16 protein-coding genes are annotated in these 23,964 nt (G+C 41.1%); 15 read left to right on the top strand and 1 reads right to left on the bottom strand.

Translation table 11 applies throughout. The features are described from left to right. Positions 1–17 precede the first annotated feature (17 nt). Positions 18–968 carry an arginase gene (locus PHEP_RS11495; protein WP_015808136.1) on the top strand — a complete coding sequence of 317 codons (951 nt, stop codon included), beginning with the start codon at positions 18–20 and terminating at the stop codon, positions 966–968. A gap of 23 nt (positions 969–991) precedes the next feature. After that, the gene (gene argS / locus PHEP_RS11490; protein ID WP_015808135.1) at positions 992–2,773 is read left to right on the top strand and encodes an arginine--tRNA ligase; all 1,782 of its coding nucleotides are present in this window, start codon (positions 992–994) and stop codon (positions 2,771–2,773) included. Positions 2,774–2,817: 44 nt separating this feature from the next. Here the strand turns inward: argS and PHEP_RS11485 are convergent, their stop codons facing one another. Further along, on the bottom strand, positions 2,818–3,951 hold the full coding sequence (locus PHEP_RS11485; protein WP_015808134.1) for an AI-2E family transporter: 1,134 nt from the start codon (positions 3,949–3,951) through the stop codon (positions 2,818–2,820). Positions 3,952–4,045: 94 nt separating this feature from the next. Between PHEP_RS11485 and mnmE the strand changes: the two genes are divergently transcribed. From mnmE to PHEP_RS11415, 13 genes are all read left to right on the top strand, one after another. Further along, entirely contained in the window at positions 4,046–5,416 is a 1,371-nt protein-coding gene (gene mnmE, locus PHEP_RS11480; RefSeq protein ID WP_015808133.1) for a tRNA uridine-5-carboxymethylaminomethyl(34) synthesis GTPase MnmE, read from the top strand. A 503-nt stretch (positions 5,417–5,919) separates the two neighbouring features. Continuing rightward, a complete protein-coding gene (locus PHEP_RS11475) occupies positions 5,920–7,632 on the top strand; it encodes an IlvD/Edd family dehydratase (RefSeq protein ID WP_015808132.1) in 1,713 nt (570 codons plus the stop codon). A 6-nt stretch (positions 7,633–7,638) separates the two neighbouring features. Beyond that, positions 7,639–8,526 (top strand): SMP-30/gluconolactonase/LRE family protein, encoded by an 888-nt coding sequence (locus PHEP_RS11470; RefSeq protein WP_015808131.1) that lies wholly within the window; start codon positions 7,639–7,641, stop codon positions 8,524–8,526. A gap of 193 nt (positions 8,527–8,719) precedes the next feature. Continuing rightward, positions 8,720–9,478 carry an SDR family NAD(P)-dependent oxidoreductase gene (locus PHEP_RS11465; protein ID WP_015808130.1) on the top strand — a complete coding sequence of 253 codons (759 nt, stop codon included), beginning with the start codon at positions 8,720–8,722 and terminating at the stop codon, positions 9,476–9,478. A gap of 33 nt (positions 9,479–9,511) precedes the next feature. After that, positions 9,512–10,261, top strand: a complete 750-nt coding sequence (locus PHEP_RS11460; RefSeq protein WP_036674529.1) for an SDR family NAD(P)-dependent oxidoreductase — start codon at positions 9,512–9,514, stop codon at positions 10,259–10,261. Between the two features lie 21 nt (positions 10,262–10,282). Then, positions 10,283–11,698, top strand: a complete 1,416-nt coding sequence (locus PHEP_RS11455) for a sugar MFS transporter (RefSeq protein WP_015808128.1) — start codon at positions 10,283–10,285, stop codon at positions 11,696–11,698. An 83-nt stretch (positions 11,699–11,781) separates the two neighbouring features. Then, positions 11,782–12,681 carry an AraC family transcriptional regulator gene (locus PHEP_RS11450; RefSeq protein ID WP_015808127.1) on the top strand — a complete coding sequence of 300 codons (900 nt, stop codon included), beginning with the start codon at positions 11,782–11,784 and terminating at the stop codon, positions 12,679–12,681. A 250-nt stretch (positions 12,682–12,931) separates the two neighbouring features. Then, positions 12,932–14,161 carry a hypothetical protein gene (locus PHEP_RS11445; RefSeq protein WP_143715735.1) on the top strand — a complete coding sequence of 410 codons (1,230 nt, stop codon included), beginning with the start codon at positions 12,932–12,934 and terminating at the stop codon, positions 14,159–14,161. A gap of 14 nt (positions 14,162–14,175) precedes the next feature. Further along, on the top strand, positions 14,176–15,633 hold the full coding sequence (locus PHEP_RS11440; protein ID WP_015808125.1) for a sialate O-acetylesterase: 1,458 nt from the start codon (positions 14,176–14,178) through the stop codon (positions 15,631–15,633). Between the two features lie 220 nt (positions 15,634–15,853). Then, positions 15,854–17,014 carry a glycoside hydrolase family 88/105 protein gene (locus PHEP_RS11430; RefSeq protein WP_015808123.1) on the top strand — a complete coding sequence of 387 codons (1,161 nt, stop codon included), beginning with the start codon at positions 15,854–15,856 and terminating at the stop codon, positions 17,012–17,014. A 189-nt stretch (positions 17,015–17,203) separates the two neighbouring features. Then, a complete protein-coding gene (locus PHEP_RS11425) occupies positions 17,204–20,416 on the top strand; it encodes a glycosyl hydrolase (protein ID WP_015808121.1) in 3,213 nt (1,070 codons plus the stop codon). A 6-nt stretch (positions 20,417–20,422) separates the two neighbouring features. Beyond that, entirely contained in the window at positions 20,423–22,141 is a 1,719-nt protein-coding gene (locus tag PHEP_RS11420; RefSeq protein WP_015808120.1) for an alpha-L-rhamnosidase-related protein, read from the top strand. Next, positions 22,141–23,904: a glycoside hydrolase family 71/99 protein gene (locus PHEP_RS11415; RefSeq protein ID WP_015808119.1), complete on the top strand. Its 1,764-nt coding sequence runs from the start codon at positions 22,141–22,143 to the stop codon at positions 23,902–23,904. The genes PHEP_RS11420 and PHEP_RS11415 overlap by 1 nt, the downstream gene beginning before the upstream one ends. Positions 23,905–23,964: the final 60 nt, after the last annotated feature.

Raw genomic sequence — 23,964 nt, 5'->3', positions numbered from 1 at the left:
ACACCCGTATTTTTTTTATGACTAAGACTTTAAAAATTATAGAAGTAAAATCTGAGATTGGTGCTGGCACTCGCGGGGCCAGTTTAGGAGTGGATGCAATTAAGATTGCAGCACTCGATTTTGGCAGCAGATTTTTTAAAAAACATAAGTCTGTAGAAATCCCTAATGAAAACCATTTATTGCTGGAAAGTACGGGCAGCCCATTTGCAAAACGGATTTCGGGTATTTTGACGATGGTAGAGCGGGTGAGTGATGAAGTAAGTGCTACCTTAAATAAAGATGAATTTCCGATTGTTCTGGCAGGCGACCACAGCACAGCTGCCGGTACTATTGCCGGAATTAAAGCAGTACATCCGAAGGCAAAATTAGGTGTGGTATGGATAGATGCGCATGCAGATTTACATTCTCCTTACACTACACCTTCAGGAAATATGCATGGAATGCCTTTGGCTATGGCACTCGATGAAGATAATTTAGATGCCAAAGTGAACAAGCTTGACCAGGAAACCATCAATTACTGGTACCAGCTTAAAAATGTGGGTAAGATAGCGCCTAAAATCAGTTACCGCGACCTGGTATTGATCTCTGCAAGAGAGATGGAGCGCCCGGAAGAACAATTGCTTAAAAAGAACAAGGTAAAAATATTTACTACTGCAGAACTGCGGAAAAGAGGAGTGGAACGGACGGTAATAGAAACGCTTAAGTACCTGGACCATTGCGACCTGATCTATGTTTCTTTTGATGTAGATTCACTTGACCCAACGGCCTCAAGAGGAACCGGAACACCGGTTGCGCAGGGATTAACGGAAAGGGAAGCGGGTAATTTAATGTCTCGCCTGATTACTAACCAAAAGGTTTGCTGCTTTGAAATTGTAGAAGTAAACCCAACATTAGACCGGGAGAACCAAATGGCAGAGCATGCCTTTGAAATTTTAATTAAAGCTACCAATGCTTTCAGAAACGAATAGTAGATTTGAGAATTATTTAGTATATGAACATCGAACAACATATCATTGCCTCAACCATCGCGGCAGTAAAAGAACTATATCATCAGGACTTACCGGAAAACCAGGTAAGTTTACAGGATACCAGGACAGAATTTGAAGGACAAATTACCATCGTAGTATTTCCTATAGTACGCTTTTCCAAGAAATCACCGGAGGTAACAGCTGCTGATCTGGGTGAATATTTAGTACAGCATATTCCAGAAATCAGGACGTTTAATGTGATCAAAGGCTTTTTAAATCTTAGCATTGCTGATGCTTACTGGCTAAACCTGTTTAATACCTCCTTATTAGACCCTTCTTTTGCTGCCATTAAACCTAATGGGAAAAAGGTAATGGTAGAATATTCTTCGCCCAATACCAATAAACCCTTACACCTGGGACATGTAAGGAACAATTTATTGGGTTATTCTGTAGCTGAACTACTTAAAGCGGATGGCTATGAAGTAATTAAGGTAAACTTGGTGAACGACAGAGGAATTCACATCTGCAAATCTATGCTGGCCTGGCAAAAATGGGGTAATGGCGAGACCCCTGAAAGTGCTTTGCTTAAAGGAGACCATCTGGTAGGTAAGTATTATGTGATTTTTGATAAGGAATATAAAAAGGAAATAGATACTTTAAAACTGGAAGGCCAAACGGAAGAAGAAGCTAAGAAAAATGCTCCTTTGATTAAAGAAGCACAGAAAATGCTTCTGGATTGGGAAGCTGGTGTACCAGAAGTAATCGACCTGTGGAAGAAAATGAACGGCTGGGTATATGCTGGCTTTGATGTATCTTATAAAAACCTGGGGGTCGATTTTGACAAATATTATTACGAGAGCAATACTTATTTACTAGGTAAGGATACGGTTGATGAGGGGCTGGAAAAAGGAATTTTCTTTAAAAAACCAGATGGTTCGGTATGGATAGATCTTACAGAAGATGGACTGGACCAGAAATTGGTATTGCGTGCTGATGGTACCTCGGTATATATCACCCAGGATTTAGGCACTGCTCAGATGAAGTATGATGACTTTAAGATGGATGAATCTATTTATGTAGTTGGCAATGAGCAGGACTATCATTTTAAGGTTTTGTTTTTGATTCTGGAAAAGTTAGGTAAGAGCTGGGCCAAGGGACTACACCACTTGTCATACGGTATGGTTGATTTACCTAGCGGAAAGATGAAATCCAGAGAGGGGACCGTTGTAGACGCTGACGATCTGGTAGCTGAAATGATTGAGACTGCGAGGGCAAAAACTGAAATACTGGGTAAAGTGAATGATTTTGAGGAAAAGGAAAAGAAAGAGTTATTTTACAACATTGGCTTAGGGGCGCTCAAGTATTTCCTGTTAAAGGTTGAGCCCAAAAAACGTCTGTTGTTCGATCCTTCGGAATCTATCGACTTCCAGGGAAATACTGGGCCTTTTATACAATATACACACGCCAGGATTAAATCTTTGCTTAGTAAAGCAGACTATGATTTTTCTGCAAAAGGTGTTTCTGATGCCTCCATTACAGGAACTGAACTGGAAATGATCATGTTGCTGGCAAAATATCCGGCCGAGATTGCTTCGGCTGCAAAAGCCTATAGCCCGGCTACTTTGGCTAATTATTTATATGAAGTGGCCAAACTATTTAACAAATTTTATCACGAAACACCGCCTATTATTAAAGAAGAAAATGAAACTGTTAAACTGTATCGTTTAAATTTAAGTTTTGTAACGGCTGATGTTTTGAAACGCGGGATGCGTATTTTAGGGATAACAGTTCCTGAACGCATGTAGTCTCCTGTTTGTATAGTATGCTGTTTAAAAACAAAAGAGAAGGGTTAATCCTTCTCTTTTGTTTTTTCTACGCCTGCCTTAACAGGTATAATTTTCTTTTTCCGGAAAGCAGGAAAGGTCATGGGGCTTTTTGAAGGTCTTTCATCACCAAATAGCACCCCCCATTGTTTAAAGGTTTCGGTCCGGTCGAAAATCACTTTTAAAACGGCTATAATGGGCATGGAGAGAAACATACCGGAGACACCTGCGATACTGCCACCAACAATTACACCCAGGATGGCAAACAAGGCATTGATCTTTACTTTGGAACCAACTATTCTGGGCATTAATATGTTATTGTCTAAAAACTGAACAACGGCTATTACGCCAAGTACGGTAATTACAGGCCATAGTTCAGTTGATGAGGTGAGGGTAAGTAATACACCTATAATGTTTCCAATTAATGCACCCACATATGGAATAAGGTTTAAAATAGCGAAAATAACACCAATTAATAAGGCATGTTTAATCCCTACCAGCAACAGGATTCCACCCAGAAGGATGGTCATGTAGGTCACCTGGATCAATAATCCTACCAGGTAATTTTTGATGATGGCTTCAGTCTCATAGATCGCTTCTTTTACTTTTGGGTGGTGATCGGATTTAAACCACATGAAGATGAAGCGAAGTAATATATCCTTATAAAAAAGCATCAGGTAGATGTAAATCGGAAGTAGTCCGACAAATACAAAAATGGAACTTAGCGTTACAGCAGCCCCGCTTGCTGCTTTTCCAGCCATTCCTAATAAATCATCACTTTTTTCAGTAATGAACTTCATCTGTTCCCTTGTTGAAACATGGCTTATAGTGCTAAACCATTCGCTGAGTGATTTTAAGTGTGAGTTTACATTATTTTTTATCTGTGGGAAATCGGCAACTAAAACACCAATCTGAGCGGAAAAGAACCATACAATTACTCCTACAAAAATTGCAACCAGCAGGATAGGGAGTATAATGGCGACTATTTCTGGAAACTTGTGTTTTTTTAAGAAGCGAAATATTGGAAGCAGCACGATGCTGATAAAAAAAGCCATGATAACTGGCATAATGATATCATTTCCAATGACAAGAATGGCACCAATAAGGGCAATTCCAAGTAGTTCAATAGATCTTCTGACGGTTAGCGGCATGTCTTTCATTCGTAATTTGTTTGTTTTTCAAGTGGTAAACAGTAAAAGGTACCGAATGTTTGGCTAATTTTGTGCCAGAAATCAAACTTAACGAACATTGACCATGATTACAAATGAGACTATAGTTGCTTTGTCTACCCCACCCGGACTGGGTGCTATAGGAGTAATCCGCCTTTCGGGAAAAGATGCTATTGCCATTACCAATTCGGTTTTTAGTGGCAAAAACTTGCTTGCCCAGGCATCACATACAATACATTTTGGTTTAATTAAAGATGGTGATATCGTTATAGATGAGGTGCTTGTAAGTTTGTTTGTGGCTCCTAAATCTTATACTAAAGAAAATGTAGTAGAGATTTCCTGTCATGGTTCAAATTATATCATTCAGCAGATCATTAATTTGCTCATCAGAAAAGGGGCTTCAGCAGCTAAGCCAGGGGAATTTACGTTAAGGGCCTTTTTAAATGGAGGACTTGATCTTTCTCAGGCAGAGGCTGTTGCTGATCTGATATCTTCAGATTCAGCCGCTGCTCATAGTGTAGCTATGAACCAGTTAAGGGGTGGTTTTAGCACAGAATTAAATGTGCTGAGGGAACAGCTGATCCATTTTGCTTCGATGATTGAACTTGAGCTTGATTTTGCTGAAGAGGATGTTGAGTTTGCCAACAGGGGGCAGCTACAGGAACTGATCAATAAAATAACCCTGGTACTAAATAAGCTGATACGCTCTTTTGAACTGGGCAATGTTATAAAAATGGGCATCAATACAGTGATTGCCGGCCGTCCAAATGCAGGTAAATCAACATTATTAAATGCTCTGTTAAATGAAGACAGGGCTATTGTAAGTGAAATTGCCGGTACTACACGGGATACGATAGAGGAGGTGCTTAACATTAATGGCATCAATTTCAGACTGATAGATACAGCAGGTATCCGTGAGGCAACTGATGCGATTGAGGTTATTGGAGTAGAAAAAACCATGCAAAAAATTAGTCAGTCGGCTGTATTGGTTTATTTGTTTGACGTAGTAAATATTTCTGCTACAGAAGTAAGGGATGATATTTTAAGTTTACATAAACCCGGAATTGCGTTTATTGCCGTTGCAAACAAAATGGATCTTTCTTACAGCGACCGACTAAAGGAACTGAAATTGCCTTCTGATATCAGCTTTATTTCTATTTCTGCTAAGGAGCATCAAAATATTGAAGACTTTAAACAATTGTTGTATGAAATTGCAGTAGGAGATAAGCTTTCAGATAACCATACGATGGTTACCAATATCAGGCATGTTGAGGCTTTGGAAAAGACCCGTGCTGCTTTAAATAATGTAGCTGAAGGTTTGCGTAACCCTGTAACATCTGATTTTTTGGCTATGGATATTAAACAGGCGCTCCATTATCTAGGGCTCATTACAGGAGTTGTATCTACGGATGACCTGTTGGAAAATATCTTCAGTAAGTTCTGCATTGGCAAGTAAACCCACAAAACACCACAAATAAAAACAATATTAAACTGCTTATAATCAATTATTAAACGATTTTTTGTTGAATCGTATTTCGTCCCTTTTTGACCGATTTTGTCCCTTTTTTTGAATTTTTCACAAGTGCAAAATCACAGGGGGAAATTACTTCACTTATTTACCCTTAAGTTCAGTTAGGTACACTAACGGATAGTGTAATTATCCGAAAGAGAATTATCATCTTTATTACAAAGTCGGTTTACTATTGCCATAAAATCCCATGTAAATAATGTGTAGGAAGTAGCAAAATTTGTGTCTTTGATATACTTGGGACACTTGTACATTTGAAAATCAACGAGACTTTTGAAGTCAAATTTATAATCATTTGTGAGCAATGTAACATCACATTTGTATGACCAAGGAAAAAATTATTGCATTGAGCGGATTTTTGACCGGATTTGTAATTGAAATTTTTATGAGTTGATGCATTAATGAATCCAAAGCTATTATAATTTAATATAATGACAGAATTAAAACTTAGAAGTCGAGACTGGTTTGGCCGTAAGGGCAAAGACGGGTTAATTTATCGTGCATGGATGAAAAATCAGGGTGTACCGGCACATCAATTTGAAGGTAAACCTGTCATTGGAATCTGTAATACTTGGTCTGAACTAACACCATGTAACGGACATCTGCGTGAACTGGCAGCATCTGTAAAACATGGAATTTACGAAGCAGGAGGTTTCCCTGTAGAGTTTCCGGTATTGTCATTGGGCGAAACATTGATGAAACCTACAGCCATGTTATACCGGAATTTGGCAAGTATGGATGTAGAGGAATCTATCCGTGCCAATCCCTTAGATGGTGTGGTACTACTTTGTGGTTGCGATAAAACGACTCCTTCCTTAGTAATGGGCGCTTGCAGTGTAGATCTTCCTTCTATTGTGGTTTCGGGAGGCCCCATGCTTACCGGGAAATACAAAGGGGCTGATATTGGAACCTCTGATGTTTGGAGGTTTAGTGAGGCCAGCCGATCTGGAACGATGAACATGGAAGACTTAGAAATGGCTGAAGCTGGCATGTGCCGGAGCAACGGAAGCTGCGCCGTAATGGGCACAGCCTCAACAATGGCCTGCATGGTAGAATCTTTGGGTTTGTCTTTACCACATAATGCAGCGATCCCTGCAGCCGATTCGCGTCGTAAAGTTTTAGCGCATTTATCTGGTATGAGAATCGTTGAAATGGTGAAGGAAGATTTGAAATTATCAAATATCCTAACGAAAAAAGCATTTGAAAATGCAATTATGGTTAATGCTGCTATAAGCGGATCTACCAATTTTGTAATTCATTTGCTGGCAATTGCCGGGCGTATTGGTGTTGATCTTAGCTTGGAAGATTTTGATTTGCTTGCTAAAATTCCTTTGATGGTTAATTTGCAACCATCGGGACGCTATTTTATGGAAGACTTATACTATGCAGGCGGATTGCCTGCGGTATTACAAGAATTAAGAAAGGAACTTCACACAGATTGTATAACCGTAAACGGCCGAACTATTGGAGAAAATGCAGCGAAAGGGGTTTGCTACAACAGAGAGGTGATCTCTACCTTGTCTGATCCGTTTAATCCCATCTCGGGCGTTATTGTATTAAAAGGTAATGTTTGTGAAGATGGTGCTGTGATGAAACCTGCCTGTGCAAGTGCCAGTTTGATGCAACATGTGGGTAAGGCTGTGGTATTCGAAAATATTGAAGATTATAAGGCCCGTATTGATGACCCAGATTTGGAAGTAGACAAAGACAGTGTTCTAGTATTAAAAAATGTAGGGCCAAAAGGCTATCCTGGTATGCCAGAAGTAGGAAATATGGGCATCCCTAAAAAGCTACTGGCTGAAGGCGTAACGGATATGGTACGTATTTCTGATGGGAGAATGAGCGGAACAGCTTTTGGTACTGTTGTGCTCCATGTCTCACCAGAATCGGCTGCAGGAGGTACATTAGGGATCATTCAAAATGGCGATGTCATTGTACTTGATGTGGCAAACAGGAGCTTAAATGTGCAGTTAAGTGAGGAAGAAATAAACCAGCGGAAAGAAAATAAAGCGACTGCGATTGAGCATACCGACAGGGGATATGTACGTTTATATGTAGATCATGTACAGCAAGCACACTTAGGAGCAGACCTGGATATTTTGCGGGGTAAATCTGGCAGTGCAATATTAAGGGATTCTCATTAAGGTGATATGCGACCACCTTTTCAAATAGATATAGTTTCAAAGCATAGGTGCCAGCTGGGAGAATGTCCTGTTTGGGATGTGAAGAAACAAGTAATTTGTTGGATAGATATCCTTAGGGGAGAAATCCATCAATATAGCCCAGTAGATAGCACACATGTCAAACTGGCTGTACCTCCATTGACCGGATCAATGGCGCTTTGTAAAGATGGAAATTTTATAGCGGCGCTAAGAAGTGGAATAAGTTTTATCGACAGGAAAACCGCTGAGATAAAATTCATTTCAAATCCGGAAACTCACTTACCTTTTAATCGGTTTAATGAGGGGAAATGTGACCCAGAAGGAAGGTTTTGGGTTGGAACCATGTCGCTTACAGATGAGGAGAAAAAAGGCAGCGTGTATGCACTGGACGAAAAATTAAAGATAGATAAAAAAATCACAGAGGTTTCTATATCCAACGGTCTGGCTTGGAGCGGTGATAAAAAGACATTGTACTACATTGATACGCCTACTTTCGAAATCGTTTCTTATGATTATGATAGCAGTACAGGCACTATAACGAATAGGAAAGTGGTGATCAAAGTTTCGGAAAAAGATGGATACCCTGATGGAATGACCATTGACAATGAAGGTATGCTTTGGGTAGCGCATTGGGATGGATGGCAAATAACACGTTGGGATCCTATAAATGGTGAAAAATTGTTGAGCATTCCTATGCCGGTTGCCAGAGTAACTTCATGCACCTTTGGTGGTAAAAATCTAAATGATTTATATGTTACTTCAGCAAGAACCGGGCTCAGCACATCTGATTTAAAAAAACAACCCGAGGCTGGGGCCATTTTTGTAATCAGGAATAGTTCTTTCAAAGGCTTACCTGCTATTGAATTTAACTATTAATTATATATACATAGGAAACTTATCCGGTTTGGATAGCCTGATAGCGAAAAGCCATGTATTCTTGATTTAGTTGTAACAATCCTTGCACTTGTAAATAGTGTATTGAAAACGGCAAATAGGGTATTTTGATTACCTGAAAACTGAGCATACTTTAGGAATGCTAAACAAATAGATTTAATTTACCAAATATAAAATGATGAATAACAGGTTTGAGAACCAGGTGGCCGTTGTATCTGGCGGAGCCGCTGGAATCGGTAAGGGTATTGCCCACAGGATTGCAGCAGAAGGAGGCACGGTAATTCTTTTTGATATTAATAAAGCTTTATTGCAAGATGTTGTGGCCGAATTCAGAGCGCTGAATTTTACGGCAGATAGTTATGCCGTAGATATTTCTGATGAAAACGCGGTGAAAGCTGCATTTGAAAAGGTTGAAGAATTATATAGTAAAATTGACGTAATGATTAATTCAGCCGGTATTGTAGGCCCTACAAGTACTAAAATAACGGATTACCCTGTGCATGCCTATGATAGAGTTTATGCCATTAACTTACGTGGTAGTTTTTTAATGGTCAAATATGCGATTAAGGTAATGGAGAAGAATGATTATGGGCGGATATTATTAATCGCATCAATTGCGGGCAAAGAAGGCAACCCATTTATGGCGGGATATTCATCCATGAAGGCAGGGGTAATCGGTTTGGTTAAAGGAATTGGTAAAGAGTATGCCGGTACCAAAATCACAATCAATGGCCTAGCACCAGCAGTCATTGGCACTGCAATGAACAACGAAACATCGCCTGAACAGCTGGCATACATGATCAGTAAAATCCCTATGAACAGGCTCGGTACCGTAGAGGAGGTGTCTTCCATTTCGACGTGGATAGTTTCTGAAGAAGCAAGTTTTACTACAGGTTTTGTGTTTGATATCTCTGGGGGTAGGGCAACGTATTAATTCTATATGAAAAGAGAAAATCAATCATCTATAATGAAAAAGGCAATTATTTTGGGCGGTTCTTCCGGAATCGGAAAGGCTACCGCAGAAAGGTTTGCCAGAGAGGGATGGACCGTTATAATTGGATCATCTAACCTTAAAAAAGCTCGCGGTGTAATTGACGCGCTGGAAGGACAAGGCCATATGGCTTGTGAGGTTGATGTGAGAAACGAGAAGCATATAGCGCAACTTCGTAAAACTGTGACCGAAGTTTTTGGAGATTTTGACGTGCTCATAAACAGTGTGGGAATTTCTGCAGCCAGTGATTCCCTTATTTCGGAGTTTGACAACTGGGACGATTCAATTCAGACCATGTTATATGGTACTGTAAAAAGTTGCAGAGCATTAGTTTCACTAATAAAAAATGGAGGCCGCATTATTCACATTACTTCTATCCATCATGAACGGGTAGAACATGGTAGTTCTGCCTATGGCATGGCTAAGGCCGCAATTACCCAATTTACCAGATCCCTTTCCCTCGAATTAGCTTCTAGAAATATATTAGCCAATACCATTGCTCCCGGCTTTATTAATACACCTATGTCTGTAAAAGCTGATGGAAAGAGTGAATTGGAAACTAAGTGGTTTAAAGACAATTATATTGATTCTCATCACTTGCCTTTAAAGCGTGCGGGTGAGCCTGAGGAAGTTGCCGGAGTAGTCTATTTTCTTGCAGGGCCCGATGCTTCTTACATAACAGGTTCTGTTTTAACGGTAGACGGAGGTTTAACCATCACTTTTTAATCACAAGTTTAAAACAAAAATATGTCAGCACCATTTACTTCATCCACAACGCAGTTGGAACGTAACAAAAGTTCGGCAAAGAATCATACTTTCTCCTTAGTTATTCTTACCACGCTGTTCTTTATCTGGGGTTTTATTGTGAGCATGAATGATGTGCTCATCCCTAAACTGATGACAGTTTTTACGCTGCTTCACTGGCAGGCTATGTTGGTACAAACTTCGTTTTTCGGAGCATACTTTATCATCTCACTGGCCTATTTTGTACTTTCGGTTACCCGAGAAGATCCGATCATGAAAATTGGTTACAAAAATGGGATTATTGCAGGACTTTTTGTTTGTGCTTTAGGTGCCTCACTATTTTATCCTGCGGCAGCATATAAGAGCTACGGTTTTTTTTTAGGGGCCTTGTTTGTTTTAGCATCAGGAACCGCCATTTTGCAAATTGCTTCCAATCCTTATGTCACCATTTTGGGATCGCCAGAAACTGCTTCTGCACGCTTAAATCTTACACAAGCTTTCAACTCTTTAGGAACAACAATAGCACCAATTCTTGGTGGTTATTTAATTTTTGGGACTATTACCGAAGCGATAGAAGGTACAAACGCAGATTCTGTGAAGCTTCCATATATTGCTTTAGCCGCTGCACTGATCCTCATTGCAATTATGATCAAAACAACTAAGCTTCCTCGTATTGTTAAGGATCATGTACATATTAACCATGCTGGTTCTTTAAAACATCGTCACCTCATACTTGGTGTAATTTGTATTTTTGCCTATGTAGGTGGGGAGGTAACGATAGGCAGTAATTTTATGAGCTTTTTAAAATTACCGGCAATTGGCGGTTTTGAGGCAGAAACGGCCAAAACTTACCTGGCCTTTTTCTGGGGTGGCGCAATGATAGGCCGCTTTTTGGGTGCCATTGCATTGGGCAATTTCGAACGTAACAGCTACAAATATGGCCTTATGTTTTTAATTAGTATTGCTGTATTTATAACCGTCTATACTTTATATAATTTTCAACTTGCAGCGGTCATGTGTTGTCTTGTTCTTTTTAATGCTGCTATTTTCCGCCTAGCTAATTTCAAATCTCAAACAACCTTAAGTTATTTTGCAGCAGCAATAATTCTTCTTTTATTAATGGTAGCTTTTACAAATGGACAAATTGCCCTTTGGTCTATCATAGCGATTGGTTTTTTTAATTCGATCATGTTTCCTACTATATTTGCCTTAGCTGTTAAAGGATTGGGTAGTTATACTAGTCAGGGCGCTTCATTGCTAATTATGGCTTGCGTAGGTGGCGCAATTGTACCTCCCTTGCAGGGATATTTTGCGGATATCAGTAATAATCTTCAGCTTTCATTTACGCTACCAATCCTTTGTTATGTTTACGTGCTTTTCTATGGGATGAAGGGTTATAAAACAGACATTATTCTATAGGTTTTAAACAAGTTGTTTTCGATTTCTAATACAATATTTACTATATTAAAAGCCTAAATATCGATGGCTAACAATACGAGAATATGAAAATGACCTTTCAGCACCAAGCTTCGCTTATAGACATGAGCTTCACGATAAAGGAGTATTTACAACCTCACTTTACGTCTCCTTTTCATTTTCATGACTCTTATGAACTTATCTATATCGCTAAAAGCTTTGGTAAGCTTTATTCTGCCAATAACATTGTTCACTTTAATGAAGGTGAAATTTACCTGCTTGGATCTGGCTTTGCGCATTGTTTTTATAACGACAAAGAATTCATCCGATCGGGCCAAACTGCTCACGCGATCGTTGCTTTTTTTAAAGAGGATTTTTTGGGCAAGGATTTCTTCAGCAAAGGAGAACTCACTAAGATTAAGGACATGCTGGACAAATCGGTTTACGGAATTAAAATTTCAAACAGTCCGGACAATGTAAAGTCTGCCTTTCACAAATTGGTTAGCAGTAAGGGAATGGATAGCCTCTTGATCTTATTAAACATGTTAAACAATTTGTCAAACCTGAAAAAAGAAAGCTTTTATTTCATCAATTCATCCACCATAAAACCATCTTTGAATTACAATGACTCAAGGAAACTCGAATCAGTGGTAAACTATGTAGTCGAAAATTTTAAAAATAACCTAGATAGTAAAACAGCCGCTTCTCTAGCCTGCTTAAATGAGGCCGCCTTTTGTAGATATTTCAAACGGAGAACGGAAAAAACATTCTCGCAGTTTGTAAATTATGTACGGGTATCGCATGCGACCAGCTTACTTTTTAAGGAGAATATAAGCATAGCCAACATCTGTTTCGAATGCGGATTTAACAATATTTCCTATTTTAACAGGCAGTTTAAGGAAATTATGGGCCAAACGCCCTTGGAGTACAGAAAAGCTTTTGCTTACTCGGAACAGGAAAACACAGCAGTGGAAGCAGCACAATAATTTTGGCTTAACTTAACAAGCCTAATTACCTCTTTATTAAAAGCGTAAATATAGTATCAGTTCACGCAAACCATGTATTTTTTTCATTTGATTATCTAGTGTATTTTCGGATTGGTAATTTTTGACTATCCAAAAGAATTTTCCACTAACCAAATATATTATGAAAATTAGAGAAGTTAATCCATTACATTGGTGTCTTTTGGCCGTTATGGTATCGATGGCTAGTTCCAGTTGTACAAAAGAAGCCAAGTTGTCTGGAGATCATGCTAAAGCTGATCTTGAAGGCAGTAAACCCGTAGAAAACAGCGCACAGGTAGACGATGTTACTACTGCCGCTACAGTCTTGTCTACCGTTTATAAAGGCATAACTATTACCTTTCATCAAAACTATGCAGTAGGCACAGTGAACTCAGGCAGGGGTGCTGCCAATTACTATGATTATTCTGGATTTATGATGTTAGATCAATCAACTACGCAGTACAGACTCTATCATGGAGGACGTTATCTAGATGCATACTCCGATGGCGACAATATATTTTCACGCAGAGTGATCAAGACCGGAGGCGGAAGCCTTGCCAACTGGAATTCAACAGCATCGTATGTTGAGCCGGCTTTGAATCCAACAGCAACGGTTCATCCCTCGGCATTTTGGCGACAGCCCGAAGATGTGGGATATGATCCCCATATCTGGGACAGTGGCAATTTCTTGGAACCTGAGTGTATCCGTGTGGGAGGCCTCTACTACTTATTTTCTCAGGTAGAGATCCGTCCTGGAGACTATATAGATTTTCCTGCAACAGAAGTCGCAGGTCCCAGCCCTGCAGACAGGATTCGCCTACATACCAGTGTTAATGGTGGTTCCCAATGGCAGAAAGTTTTCCCTGGTGGCGTAAACCGTGGTGTGGTATATAATTTACCAGCTGCTACCCGTCGCCAAATCAAACTCACTCATCAGGAAATGATCTACGAACCTGGAACTGATAAACCATGGGTAATGTATGTATTCTGGCAAAACAATGGAGTTAACCAAGGACATGTACGCATACGATCTGCTGATCCCGGGACTTTTGACTGGCCTACGAGGGAAGCCTGCTCCGGAATGGCTCAGTTAGGAAATCAGATAGGATATACAGATGTCCCAAAAAGCGGTGGTGGAACTGCCCGTCTATACTTTCGCATCACGATGGCGAGCGATAATGGCCATTTGGTGCCGTCCTTTCAGTTCTCAAGCGACGGGCTAATATGGGGCTTCGGTTCAGCTACATTAAAACTGGTTGGTCATCCAACATTAAACAACTACTTTCTTGGCTTCTCTACTGTAGATGGAACGGGACAACTACCGCCAGAAGGCGCGGCTAATAATTACAACATGTTGTATGTATCTTCGGCAGCAGTTGGATCTGGCAATGCAGATATTTGGAATTCCGATATATGGATGGGTAAAACCCAAATGCAGCTAACAGGAACACTGACGCCATAAAATCATTTTTAATTATGAACAAATTAAAATCATTGTACCTCCTGCTCATCACGCTCTCCTGTGCACTTAATGCGCACGCATTTATTGTATTACCAGACGTAATTACCGACAATATGGTGTTGCAACAAAAAGACGAAACCACTTTTTGGGGCAAGGCAGCGCGTGGTAAGAAAATCATGATTACGCCCTCATGGAACAATAAAACCTATACCACTGACATTGATGCCGATGGAAATTGGAGGATAAAGATCAAAACTCCAGCTGCTGGTGGACCATATAACATTACTTTCAATGATGGCGAATTGCTTAAATTAAAGAACGTCATGATCGGAGAGGTCTGGTTATGCTCCGGACAATCGAATATGGAAATGCCTTTAGCAGGATGGGGTAAAATTAAAGATTACGAAAACGAAATTGCAAATGCCAAATATCCGAATATTAGGATTATACAAGTTAAAAAGGCAATCAGTAGTCAGCCTCAAAAAGATTTTAAATCCAATACCAAAGGCTGGCAGGAGTGTTCTCCATCAACCATAGCAAACTTCTCTGCAACGGCCTATTTTTTTGCCAGAAAACTTATTCAAGACAAAGACATAGCCATTGGCCTAATTGATGCCACTTGGGGAGGAACGCTTGTCGAAGCGTGGACGAGCGCTGAAGCCATTGGCAAAGTAGATATCTTTGCTGATACGGTCAAAAAATTTCAGGCTATGCCCGAAACAACAAGATTAACGAATCCCCATAAGCCTACTTTATTGTTTAATGGCATGATCAATCCCTTTTTGCCTGTAGGTATTAAAGGCGTAATTTGGTATCAAGGGGAAAGTAATGCTTCGAGAGCCTATCAATATCGGGAACTGTTTCCTTTGATGATTAACAATTGGAGGGCAAAATTCAATAGGCCTCAATTGCCATTCCTTTTTGTACAGCTCGCTAGTTTTCAAGCCATTAATCCACAGCCAGCGGATGCAGCCTGGGCAGAGTTAAGAGAAGCGCAAGCGATGGCATTGAATTTAAAGAATACAGGAATGGCAGTGACCATAGACATTGGCGAAACAGCAGATATTCATCCTAAAAACAAACAAGATGTAGGCAAGCGCCTAGCCTTGGTGGCCCTAAAAAAGGTTTATAAGGAAGATGTGGTAGCTGAAGGCCCAATGTACAAATCTTATAAGGTTGCCGGCAACATCATAACGGTCAATTTCAAACCATCTAGTGTAGCTTTAAAAACAAGTAATGGGAATGCGCCCATGGGTTTCGCAATAGCTGGGGCCGACAAAAAATTCTATTGGGCAGATGCCAAAATTATTGGGAATAGCGTAATTGTCTCTTCAAAAGAAGTTAAAAATCCTGTTGCAGTTCGCTATGCCTGGGCAAACAATCCCGTTTGCAATTTGATCAATGATGCAGGTTTGCCTGCATCGCCTTTCCGTACAGATGATTGGCCGGGAATTACCGTCAACAAAAAATAATGAAGAATATTTATAAGGATGGAATGAGCATCATTAAGCCTACGAAGACGTTCACATGTATGAAGCGAAAATTGAAGATACCTATGCTGTTCATGAAGAATGGGTTGCCAGATTTGCAGGTGGAATTTATCTACCAAATGCATTATGCAACAGCAAAATGCAGGCTAACCGATAAGACTTACTATAGAACCACATATTCATATTTTTACAATACAGAGCGATGAAAAAGAGAATTCTTTTAAACTATTTTAACCTTTGTGCGCTATTTGCTGCCCTTGTCCTTACCACAACGCCAAACGTTCCATTATCAGCCTCTCCAAACGTTACTGGCCGAACTATCTCAAAAGACACTTTATTCAATAAAAAAGCCACCTTGAAAATAATGGAGCGCGTGGCAGATTGGCAGCTGAACACCTGGAATACCAAAGGCTTTAAATTTAAAAAATACGATTGGACTAACGCCACGGGCTATACTGGGCTCTTCGCGCTTAGCCGGATCAGCAAAAAGCAAGCTTATTCTAACATGCTGATCGAGATAGGCAACGAATTGAACTGGAATACTGGCCCCGACCGTTTCATGGCCGATGACTACTGCATTGCCCAAACGTATGTGCAGCTTTATCAAAACTATAAGGATGAAAAAATGGTTAAACCATTCAGGGCACTAGCGGATAGCATTGTCGCTGCGCCTTCTTATGAATCACTTGAATGGGCACCTAGAATCAAGTCTCGAGAATGGGCCTGGTGTGATGCGCTTTTTATGGCGCCAACCTCACTGGCCTACCTGTCGACCGCTACAAAAGATCCCAGCTACCTCAATAAGGCATGTAAATTATGGTGGAAAACCACCGAATTCCTGTACGACAAAAATGAACACCTCTTTTCGAGGGACAGTCGATTTATCAATAAAGTTGAAAAAAATGGGAAAAAGGTGTTTTGGTCCAGAGGCAATGGATGGGTATTGGGCGGATTGGTCCGTATGCTAGACAACCTGCCAAAAAAACATCCAGATAGGCCTAAATTTATAAGTCTTTACAAAGAAATGACCACAAAGATCGCCTCCATACAACAGGCTGATGGCAGCTGGAGGACATCCTTGTTAGATCCGGACAGCTATCCAACTAAAGAAACCAGTGGAACGGGCTTTTATTGTTACGTAATGGCCTGGGGAATAAATAACGGCATGCTCAACAAAACTGAATATTTGCCTATAGTTAAAAAAGCTTGGATAGCCTTAACCAGTTCGGTTGAGCCGAATGGCATGTTGGGAAGTGTGCAGCAAATTGCTGGCGCGCCTACTAACATTGCAGCAAACAGTACCGAGGTGTATGCGGTGGGTGCGTTTTTGCTGGCAGGTTCAGAGCTGTATAAGATTTTTTAAAACAAGCTTTTGAGATTAATGAGGGACGTTAGTTAGCTGCCTTAAAATCTTTGCTGTTTTAATAAAGTTCTTAAGCCTATCCCAGTCTTCCAGTCCATTCGTCTGCGAAGACCTGAGATAGCCAGGCATACCAAAGCTTTGCAACAAGCTATTGAAAAAATTATTCGAAAACATATAGTACTGCAATTAATGAATCTAAAAACCACTGGTATAGTCTTAGTATTAAGCACTATCGTATGCTTTCCCTGCATTGCACAGAAAAATCTGGAACAATCCTTTAAGGTAACTCCAGATACCATCCAAACCAGCGTGTACTGGTATTGGATGTCCGACAATATTTCGAAGGATGGGGTTGTAAAAGACCTCTACGCGATGAAATCGGCGGGTATCAATCGTGCATTTATAGGTAATATTGGTTACGAGACTACACCTTACGGTAAGGTGAAGCTATTTTCAGCCGAGTGGTGGGACATTATGCATACGGCACTAAAGACAGCTACAAACCTCAATATTGAGATTGGTGTTTTTAACAGTCCGGGCTGGAGTCAATCCGGTGGTCCCTGGGTAAAACCAGCGCAGGCCATGCGCTACTTGGCGTCTACTAAGGCCAACTTCGTTGGTCCTAAACAGCTTAATGTACAACTAGAAAAGCCAAAGGGCTATTTTCAGGATGTAAGGGTCATTGCTTATAAGACACCGAAAGCATATGGCAATTCGATTGCGGTGCACAAGCCCAAATTGAGCAGTTCAATTTCAGTTCAAAACATCAACAATCTTATTGATGGCTCAGAAAACACTACGGTAGACATCCCTGCAACTGAGTCAATTACGATTGATCTCGAAACCAGTTCAAGTTTTACGGCCAGGAGTTTAGTGGTATACCCAGCGCATAAAGGCCTAAACGTAAATGTAGAGTTGCAGGTTAAGAAAAATAAGGAATATGTATCCGTTAAAACTTTTTCCGTAAATAGGACGAACAGCAATCTACATGTGGGATTTAAACCTTATGGTCCCGTTGCTGTTTCGATTCCGCCTACAATTGGGCATAGTTTCAGATTGGTATTTGGTAAGTCAGGAGGTTTCGGGCTTGCAGAGGTAGTCCTATCGCAAACACCTGTAGTAGAAAGCTACACTGAGAAAACATTGGCTAAAATGTTCCAAAGTCCATTACCGTACTGGAATGAATACCAGTGGCCAGATCAGCCATTAATAGATGATCTCAGCCTTGTGATAGACCCAAAAACAGTGATAGATATCACGACATTTATGAACGCTGAAGGACAGCTAAAATGGGATTTACCCGCAGGTAATTGGACCATTATGCGTACCGGAATGCTGCCTACGGGGGTTAAGAATGGACCAGCATCCCCTGAAGGCACCGGCCTAGAGATAGATAAGATGAGCAAGGAACATGTAGCCAATCATTTCGATGCGTTTATGGGTGAGCTGCTTAGAAGGATTCCTGCGGCTGACCGCAAGACCTGGAAAGTCGTCGTGCAAGATAGTTACGAAACCGGTGGACAGAATTGGACTGACGATATGATTGAGAAATTTAAAGCCAGTTTCCATTACGATCCGCTTCCATACTTACCTGTAATACAAGGAGAGGTAGTGGGCGACCAGAACCAATCAGACCGTTTCTTGTGGGATTTACGACGGTTTATTGCCGATAGGGTAGCTTATGATTATGTAGGCGGATTACGAGATATTAGCCATAAACATGGCCTTACAACGTGGTTGGAAAACTATGGCCACTGGGGTTTTCCTGGCGAGTTTTTGCAGTATGGTGGTCAGTCGGACGAAATAGGTGGTGAATTTTGGAGCGAGGGCGAGTTGGGTAATATAGAAAATCGTGCAGCTTCCTCTGCCGCGCACATCTATGGTAAAACGAAAGTATCAGCAGAATCATTTACTGCAGGCGACAAGCCCTACCAGCGCTATCCATATATCATGAAGCAGAGGGGGGATCGCTTCTTTACAGAGGGAATTAATAACACCCTGCTGCATCTTTTCATCCAGCAGCCATCAGAAGATAAAGTACCAGGTATCAACGCCAATTTTGGAAACGAATTTAATCGACACAATACCTGGTTCAGTTATATAGACTTGTTTACAGGCTACCTCAAGAGAACCAACTTTATGTTGCAGCAAGGCAAGTATGTTGCCGATGTGGCTTATTTTATCGGCGAGGACGCGCCAAAGATGACTGGTATTACCGATCCAGCACTTCCAGCAGGCTACTCATTTGATTACATCAACGCCGAAGTAATCCAGACCAGAATGAAAGTAAAAGACGGCCGAATGGTATTGCCAGATGGAATGAGCTATAAATTATTGGTATTACCCAAACTCAAAACAATGAGACCGGAGTTACTGGCCAAAATAAAAGAGCTGGTAGCACAGGGAGCAAACATCCTGGGTCCAGCACCGGAGCGGTCGCCCAGTCTTGCAAATTTTCCTGAGGCAGATGCCAAGGTGAAGCGCATGGTAACCGAACTTTGGGGAAATGTGAACGGCACAACTATTAAAACCCGCAAACTTGGGAAGGGAACTATTATGTCTGGCATGGATATGAAGCTTGCGTTAAATGCATTAAACATCCTTCCCGATTTTAAGACCAATACCACAGATCCTGTGTTGTTTATCCACAGATCAGGTCCACAGGCAGAGCTATATTTTATCAGCAATCAAAGTGAGAAGCAAATCACATTTTCGCCAACATTCCGCTCGGTGGACATGCAGCCCGAGTTGTGGGATCCTGTTACGGGTAAAACCCGCGTGCTCTCTGAGTTATCTGCAAATGGCAGTAGTACTACTATTCCGCTAACACTTGAGCCACTCCAAAGCATATTCGTCGTATTCAGGAATCCACTTGTGGCCAGTCCCATCCGCGCAATTAATTTTCCTGAAGCTAAAACAATTGAAGAAATTAACGGTCCATGGAAGGTTACTTTTAATTCCCAGATGAGAGGCCCTGAAAAGCCGGTAATGTTTGACACCTTGATAGACTGGACCAAGAGACCTGAGGAAAGTATCAAGTATTATGCAGGAACGGCAGTTTACAGCAATTCCTTCAGGGCAACAAAGCCAGTTAAAGGAGAAAGAATTTACCTGTATTTTTCTGAAGTTAGCGTAATGGCCAAGGTGAAGGTAAACGGCACCGATGTAGGCGGCATGTGGACCGCACCATGGCGGGTAGACATTACCGACGCTATAATTAGCGGCGTAAATACATTAGATATTTCGGTGGTGAACAACTGGGTTAACCGCCTCGTAGGTGACAGCAAGTTACCGGAAGCAAAACGTAAAACCTGGACCAATAATAATCCTTACACTCCAGATAGTAAACTCGTGCCTTCAGGCTTAACAGGCAAGGTAGTGGTAAAAACCATAAAATATTAAAACTTAATGATTGTCCATAAATTAATTCCCCGTCTATTGGTATTGTTTCTAACCGTACAGCTTGCAAATGCACAGCAGAAAAGCCCTCTTACCCGTCAATACATCACACCTGTAAGAATTGTGTGGAAAAACGGTGATGTTAGAAATAGTGAACAGCTCTTAAAGCCAGGTATTGGCCAAGGTGATCTCGCCAATAGGAATATCGTTATTCTTAATAACAAAAAGGCTGGTGAAAAAGCGAGTATACTACTTGACTTCGGCAGAGAGCTACATGGTGGCTTAGAGATCGTAACAGGGATGTGGGGCGGTGGAAATAAACCGCGCAATATCCACATTCGCTATGGCGAATCTGTCAGTGAAGCAATGTCAAGCATAGGCGAAAAAGGCGCTACGAACGATCATGCGATCCGTGACTTTAGGGCACTTGTGCCATGGCTAGGAAAGATTCAATTTGGGGAAAGCGGTTTTCGCTTCGTTCGCATCGATCTTGAAGATGAGCATGCGGAACTGCAATTGAAAGAAATTCGCGCAATTTATACCTTCAGAGACATACCTTATCTCGGTTCTTTTAAAAGCAGTGATGAACGTTTGAATAAAATATGGCAAACAGGGGCATACACAGTGCATTTGAATATGCAAGAGTATCTATGGGACGGCATAAAAAGAGACCGACTGGTTTGGGTTGGAGATTTACATCCTGAAGTATCTACCTTAAGTGCTGTCTTTGGCTATAATGAAGTGGTGCCTAAAAGTTTAGATTTATCAAGAGACACTACGCCCTTACCAGGATGGATGAATGGGATTAGTACCTACTCCATGTGGTGGATCATCATCCACTATGATTGGTATATGAAAAATGGCAATTTGGCATATCTAAAAGAGCAGAAGACATATCTGAATGGATTAGTGAAACAAATTGTGGCTAGGGTGGGGAACGACAACAAAGAGCATATGGACGGTACGCGCTTCCTTGACTGGCCCTCTAGCGAAAACCCCAAAGGCATACATGCAGGTCTACAGGCAATGACCGTATGGTCACTCGCTACAGCTGCTAAAATAAGCGTCTTAGTGGGAGATAAGGAAACCGAGGCCCTCTGCAATCTTACCGTTACACGAATGAAGAAATACATTCCTGATGTAAATAACTCAAAACAAGCAGCCGCATTAATGGCTATTGCAGGCATCACAACAGCCGAAAAAGCAAACAAAGAAGTGCTCTCGGTAGGCGGGGCCAAAAATTTCTCTACATTTTATGGTTATTACATGCTGGAGACAAAAGCAAAAGCAGGAGACTATCAGGGTGCTATAGACGTTATCCGGGAATATTGGGGCGCAATGTTAGACCTTGGTGCTACTACATTCTGGGAGGACTTTAACATGGATTGGCTCCCCAATGCTTCCCGTATTGACGAACCCGTGCCTGCCGGTAAAATAGACATTCATGGCGATTACGGCGCCTACTGTTACGTGGGTTTCCGGCATAGCCTTTGTCATGGATGGGCTTCTGGACCCACCTCGTGGCTTACGGAACATGTTTTAGGTATAAAGGTGATGGCTCCGGGCAGTAAAATCATTAAAATAACACCCCATCTGGGAGACCTTAAATTTGCAGAGGGCACTTTTCCTACACCCTACGGTGTGGTAAAAGTAAAGCATACCAAACTTGCCAATGGAAAAATTCATTCAGAAATCACCGGACCTAAACAAGTCAAAATAATTCGCTGATGAAAACGCTTTCGCTGATCTTGTTTGCCTGTATACAAGGGCTTATTGTCTATGCTCAGGCCGATACGTGGGTCGCTACTGACGCTCTTGGCAGGAAGATAATACCTGAAAGTAACGGCCTAAAAAAAGACAAGTATGTGGGGGTTTTTTATTTCATTTGGCACGGCGCGCATGGTTATGACAGGAACATTGGCAGCAACGCTATACAAAGTGTTAGAGCAAAGGAACTTTCCGATACCGCAAGCCCTTATAACATCAGCGAGATGCTGATTAGAAACCCTTCAAATCCTAAATACGGGCCTGTTGGTGCTTTTCATTACTGGGGCGAACCCTATTTTGGTTATTACCTTTCTGATGACGAGTGGGTAATCCGAAAGCATGGCCAGATGCTTGCAGATGCTGGGGTAGACGTGCTTATTCTCGATGTAACCAACGCGGCTATTTATTTGCCACAGGTGACTAAAATTGTGGAAACCTTCCGGAAAATGCAGGACGAAGGATCAATTGTCCCGAAAATTGCATTTATTGTAAATAGTAATCCTGAACGCACGGTAAGCAATCTATATGAACGAATTTACAAAAAAGAACTCTTCAAAGATTTTTGGTTTTACTGGAAAGGCAAGCCTTTGTTGCTTTGTCCACCGGAAGCACTAATCCCAGAAATGCGTGCATTCTTCTCTTCACGCCAATCCTGGGCATGGAGTAAAGACCAGGATTGGTTTGAAGATGGTAAGGACAAATGGACCTGGCTAGACCATACGCCACAATCGTACGGTTGGCACGAAAGTAAAGACAAGCCGGAACAGATTAGTGTAGCAGTGGCAGAACATCCAACGACTAATATTGGAAGGAGCTTCCATAACGGGAAGGAGCCAGAGCAGAAGCATCCGGAAAGAGGTTTGTATTTTGAAGAGCAATGGAAACGTGCACTACAGGTGGATCCAGAATTTGTTTTCATCACTGGATGGAACGAATGGGTCGCCATGCGCTTTAATAATGGAGCATCAGAAGAGTTTTTGGGTAAGCCGATACAAAAAGGAGAGAATTTTTTTGTTGACCTTTACAATGACGAATACAGCCGGGATGCAGAACCTGTAATGGGCGCTTTTAACGATAATTATTACTACCAAATGGTTGCCAACATTCGAAAATTCAAAGGCAGCCGACCGGTTACTTCCAACCATAAAACAGATAAGATTAAGGTTGACGGAAATTTTTCCGACTGGAGAAATGTGGAAACAGTGTTCAGGGACGATCGGGGAGATACATTTCACCGCAAGCATCCAGGATGGGGTCGAATTAAAGAATATACCAATGTAACTGGTAGAAATGACATCATTGAATCACGTATTACCTGCGATTCTGAAAACGTTTATTTTTATGTAAAAACTAAGGACGCTTTGACGAGCTGGACCGACAAAAACTGGATGCAATTGTTTGTTGCTATCGAAGGTAATGAGAACCCCCATTGGAATGGCTTTAATTTTTTAGTAAACGCGAAACCAACAAGTAAGTTGGCTACCGACCTTCAGCTTTTCGACGGAAGTAAGTGGTTTTTACAAGGAAACATAAAAATGAATAGTGAAGGTAATGAGCTGGAATTGTTGGTGCCGAAGAAAATGCTTGGCATTAAGGGGCAGCAATTTACGCTCGACTTCAAATGGTCAGACAATAGCCCAGCACAAGAAAATGTAATGAACTGGTTAGACAAAGGAGATTCGGCACCGAATGGCCGATTCGCCTACAGATTTATCAAAAAATAATGATGATGTGGTCTATCTTAACCGCAAAATCAATGAAACCAAAAAACGGATAAATAAGTA

The organism is Pedobacter heparinus DSM 2366, assembly GCF_000023825.1.
Lineage (GTDB): Bacteria > Bacteroidota > Bacteroidia > Sphingobacteriales > Sphingobacteriaceae > Pedobacter > Pedobacter heparinus.
This window is presented reverse-complemented; position numbering and strand designations above follow the sequence as displayed.